Origin of the sequence: Ohtaekwangia sp., from assembly GCF_036786105.1 — a bacterium.
Classification (GTDB): Bacteria; Bacteroidota; Bacteroidia; order Cytophagales; family Cyclobacteriaceae; genus Ohtaekwangia.
Genome location: NZ_DAIQRQ010000010.1, coordinates 33,382 through 38,297, shown reverse-complemented (window position 1 = coordinate 38,297; position 4,916 = coordinate 33,382). Strand labels below are relative to the sequence as shown.

The 4,916-nt window shown below is 43.2% G+C and carries 3 protein-coding genes; all 3 read right to left on the bottom strand.

Translation table 11 applies throughout. The features are described 5' to 3' along the window. Positions 1-1,274 (bottom strand): TAT-variant-translocated molybdopterin oxidoreductase (locus V7Q33_RS07055; RefSeq protein ID WP_333819378.1); only part of this gene is annotated, 1,274 nt, incomplete at its 3' end. 62 nt (positions 1,275-1,336) lie between these two features. Further along, a complete protein-coding gene (locus tag V7Q33_RS07050) occupies positions 1,337-2,590 on the bottom strand; it encodes a c-type cytochrome (protein ID WP_333819377.1) in 1,254 nt (417 codons plus the stop codon). 353 nt (positions 2,591-2,943) lie between these two features. After that, the coding region (locus V7Q33_RS07045; RefSeq protein WP_333819376.1) for a hypothetical protein at positions 2,944-4,916 on the bottom strand (1,973 nt) is incomplete at its 5' end.

The window sequence follows — 4,916 nt, the reverse complement described above, 5'->3', positions numbered from 1 at the left end:
GCAGCAATCTTGTCGCCAGCAGGATAGTCGTATACAGGGTTGCTGTTATAGAAGATCACGGCACTGATCTTGCCACCTTCCAGTTCACTTACAAAGTTAGCTGCGGCTACATCATCGCCCTGGCGGTAATGAACCGGTGAGCTTAAATCGATCGTTGTTCCGTAGCTTCCGAGTATTTCGTTAATCGCGTTAACGACCACCTGGATTGACTTGTCGTTAGAACCTGCTACTACCAATGCGTTACCGCGGTTTGCCCACAGCTCGTCGGCAGCTTTTTGGAGATATTGTTTATCAACACCACCGCTTACAGTAGGACGGCCTGCTTTGCCTGCCAACAGGTTATACAGTTGTACTACTACAGCACCTTCTTCAGAAGGTTTGATTTGTGATCTATAGTCAGCATTTGCACCGGTGATTGAAAGGATCGATTCAAACTGATAGTGACGTGACATCTCACGTTTCTCTTCAGTTACTTCGCGGGTAAGTGCATATTGCTTCGTGAATTCAATTGGAGAAATCCAGCTTCCGATGAAATCCGCGGCAACGCTTACAATAACTTTTGCTTTGCTGAAATCATAAGAAGGAATAACAGCCGCTCCGAAAGATTCTTCATTTGCTTTTACAATACCGTATGCAGAAGTCTGATCGTATTGAACAAGCTGTGCAGTAGGGTATGTTGCTTTGAATTTTTCGATTACTGCTTTTGTGCTGGGGCTCAGGATGGTGTTGCTAACGATACGAATCTGACCACCTTTACCTGAGATCTCATTCAATTTTGTGATTACCTGCTTATCGAGATCTTCCCAGCTTATCTTATCTTTTTTCTCGCCTTTGCCAGCTTTCGGGCCGCGCAGACGGGCATTGTCGTATAATGAAAGAACAGAAGCTTCAACTTGCGCACTGGTTCCACCTTTTGTTACAGATGAAAGTGCATTTCCATCGATTTTGATAGGACGGCCTTCACGTGTTTTTACCACGATGCTGGCGTAGTCGCCTCCGTTAATATAGGATGAGGCATAATAGTTTGGCAAGCTTGGATCAATATCCACCGGCTTGTTAACATACGGGATAGCTTTGCGGATTGGCGCTTCGCAGGCAGCCAATGCAACGGCAGACATACCAAAGCCCATCATCTTCAAAAAATCCCTGCGCGAATGTCCCAGGTCTTCTTCCGGACCAGGCTGAGCAAATTCACTATGAGCATTCTTTACAAACTCTGGATTGTTTGCCAGCTGCTCGATGCCTTTCCAGTATACCTTTTTAGATTCTTCCATTTTAAAGTGAATCGTTATCCGTTATTCAGTTAATCGTTATTCTATATATATCCAAGAAAATCCTAGTAGTGACACTTCGAACACTCGAGGCCACCAATGTCTTCTACTTTCATTGGTGTCTTCTTCGTCTTGTTGTGAATCTCTACGAGATTATCGTAATAGGCATTGCCCTTGGTATTAACATCGGTCTTGCGGTGACAGTCGATACACCAACCCATAGTTAACAATGAGTGCTGACGCACTACATCCATTGTCTCTATTGGACCGTGACAGGTCTGACACTCTACTCCTGCTACATTCACGTGTTGTGCGTGGTTGAAGTATGCCAAATCAGGCAGGTTGTGGATACGTACCCACTCAATTGGTTTCTTGGTTTCGTAAGCCTTCACGATCTTGCCAATTTCTGCTTCGCCCGTGATTGTTCCGGATTTGATCTGGTTGTGGCAGTTCATACAGATATTAACCGATGGAATGGTCGCGCTCTTATTCTTCATTACACCGATGTGGCAATACTTACAATCAATTTCATATTGACCCGCATGAATTTTGTGTGAGAAAGCTATTGGCTGCTTAGGAGCATAACCTTGCTGCACACCTACAGAATAAAGACCATTGATTACCGCTTTGAAGCCCAGTGCTGCCGTGATGAATACCACCACGAATACAAAACCGCGGCTTCTGAAGATTGAACCGGTTGTAACAGCAGGCTCTACTATATCTTTATCTTCTTCGGAAAGAGTTTTCTGATCGAGGAAACGCTTGAGGGCTGTCACCAGGAAACCAAGCACTACCAACAGCAGTATCAGGATGATGATCATACCAACCAGAATAACATTGAGGTAGGCTGAAGGAGCACCTTCACCTGCTGCGGCTTGCGCACCTCCCGCTGGTTGTACACCTGCATCAGGTTGTTTCTCCGGACCTTTGTCTGTCTCTGATTTTACATACGCCAGAATGTTCATGATGTCTTCATCTTTGAAAGAAGAGAAGGCAGTCATTTGCGTCTTGTTGTTGTCGTTATACAGCTTTACTGCATACGCATCTCCGCTGGCAATAACGGCTGATGAGTTCTTTACAAAAGACTTGATCCAGTCAATGGATGGTGTGCGATCATAAACACCGGCCAATGCTGGACCAACTAATTTTTGATGTACTCTGTGGCAAGCCTTACAGTTCGCATTAAACAACGCCTGGCCTGCGCTAATAGCAGCAGCATCTTTAGAGATTTCCTGGGCGTGAGATGTAAAACTGGTTAATGCGAAAACGAGAACGAGAGTGAGGAACTTGCAAGCGGAAGAAGTGAAATGTTTTATCATGTTAGGTTCAGTGTCCGTTTTCAAAACAAGCGGCACAAATCTACTATCGGAACTCATTTTTTCAAATTTATTTGATTCGTTGCGCAATAAATAATGGTGAAAATATTACCTCAAATGGGGTTTTTTGATGTGAATTTCATCCATTTCGCGCGAAGGTATAAACGGAATGCGAAGTTGATATATAATTTGAATAATAAAATGTAATTTAGAATCATTCTTAAAAGCAGGTGCTATATACCTGTTCAACCTCTCTCCTTTGCTTCATCAATCCATATAAAAACAGTCCTTTCTTCGCTTATAAAAAATGGATATGAGAAGGCTATATAATCAAAACTTAAATTCACCTTAAGGCACTACAATTTTTTTCTGAACATCAGGTCAGTCTGATGGGCCGCGACAACGCGATTAAATAACTCCTTGATGTAGTGATACTCTTCGGAAGAAAAGAATGTTCGTGAGATAAGCAGCGAACTGTTCAATGTAAGACGGTTGCCGATGTTTTGCACATCATATAAATAACGGCCTCCGCTGTTTGGTAAGGCCAACCCTATTTTTTGGGGAAGATCAACAACTTCAAATGTTGTTGGGTATTCAAGGTTCAGTATCAGCGATTCATCAATCGACACACCGAAGTCAACCGGGTATAACCGCTCGGCCGACTTGAAAGGGTTCTGTTTCCACTTGCCTATTATAAATGGATTGAACAAAATATTGGAAGCATTCAAGTTGCCGTAGCCTGTCATTTCTATATCCAGCTTCATCACCAACGGTTTGGCAAGCTCATCGATATTTTCAATTTTTAAATCTTTAATCTCGAGGTCGACCATTCTCTTGGCAAGCACTTTCATAAACTCTTTATCGCTGCCCGCACTGGCTATCTCCTTGCGCTGAGCCAGCGCCTCGTAACCCGTAAATGTTGCCTGTACTGTGCCTGTAATCGTACCTGCATCATCCAGTTTCAGGTTAACCATGATAATCTGCTTCGACTTCTCTGCAGGCTTGAGCTCATACCAGGACGATTCCTTCTCTCCCAGCACACGGCCTTTTCCGTTCAGGCATTTTTTGGCGATCATACCAAACGGCAGAAAATCGTCCGTGGCATCCAGGAGGTATACCTTGTCGTTTATATTAAGCTTGGCTATAACGTAATTGAAGTCAGTGAGTACTGGGTGGATTTCAGTAGGAAAACCATTCTCACGCGTAGACAAAATCAGAGGCTCAGCATTGAGTCCTGCATATTTCAATGCAGCGATCAGCGAGAGATTAATATCTGCTACATTTCCGGATTGTTTATCGAAGGCTTTCTTGATGCCGAACTCGCTGGTCATACCATATGCATCATTCCAGCGATACCAGTTTTTAATAAAGTCGTATATCTTCTTCGCTTTATTTACCGGATCGCTTTCTCCTGCCGTTAGCAGCTCTACGTGTTCATCGACAATGTCTTTTCCCCGCTTTAACTGAAGGCCAAATTTTTCGTCCTTACGAAGTTCATCTTCTACATCCTTCCATTCTTTGGTAATCTTATCTGTGCGACCATCAAAATATTTTACTTCTGACAACTCGAAGTTTATTTCCGAGAGCAGGTTCGATTTGGCCGTCATGTATTCTTCCTCTTTAAAAGCAGGAATATCCGTCATGCCCCATTTGAAGCGTGCACAGCTTGCCACGTTACCTCCTCCCGGAGAAAAGCAATCGCGTACCACTTCGCTTTCGTTTTTGGAAAGTTTGAGATAGCCTTTCAGTGTAATATTGAAAATAAAATTACCAGGTATAGAAGCCCAGTATTCACTTTTTATTTTGGGTATATCATCCTGGAACTCCCAGTTACGGAACTTGAAGAAAAAAGGTGACTCAATGGTGTACATCACATCGATAACACTTCCTATCCGCACATTCGGTATAGCGAACTTGGAGACATCCCAGTGCTTGTTATAATTTTCTTTGAATACATTCTTACTGTCGAGTTTCGTCTCCTTCATCGTGCCATTTTCATAGTTGAAGCTAGAGGCTTTAACGGATCGTACGAGCTCTACCTGGCTTGTTCCCTTAAAAAGTGGAATCTCAAATGTAGCTTTCTCAACACCGGATTGTTTTAGTATTTTGATCTTGGTGTGATATATAAACAAGAGGTCATGATTACCTGCATTGTCGATGTACGCTTCACCAAATTCATCCAGTATAACGGCAGCAGCAGATGTATCTTTTTCATACGTTTTAATGTCGAGCTCCCGATACGTCACTTGGCCAAACGGAAATCCGTGGTCCTGGGCAGCAGCAAGAATACATTGGAAAGAGAGCAGGAGGATTAGGCAAAATCTCATAC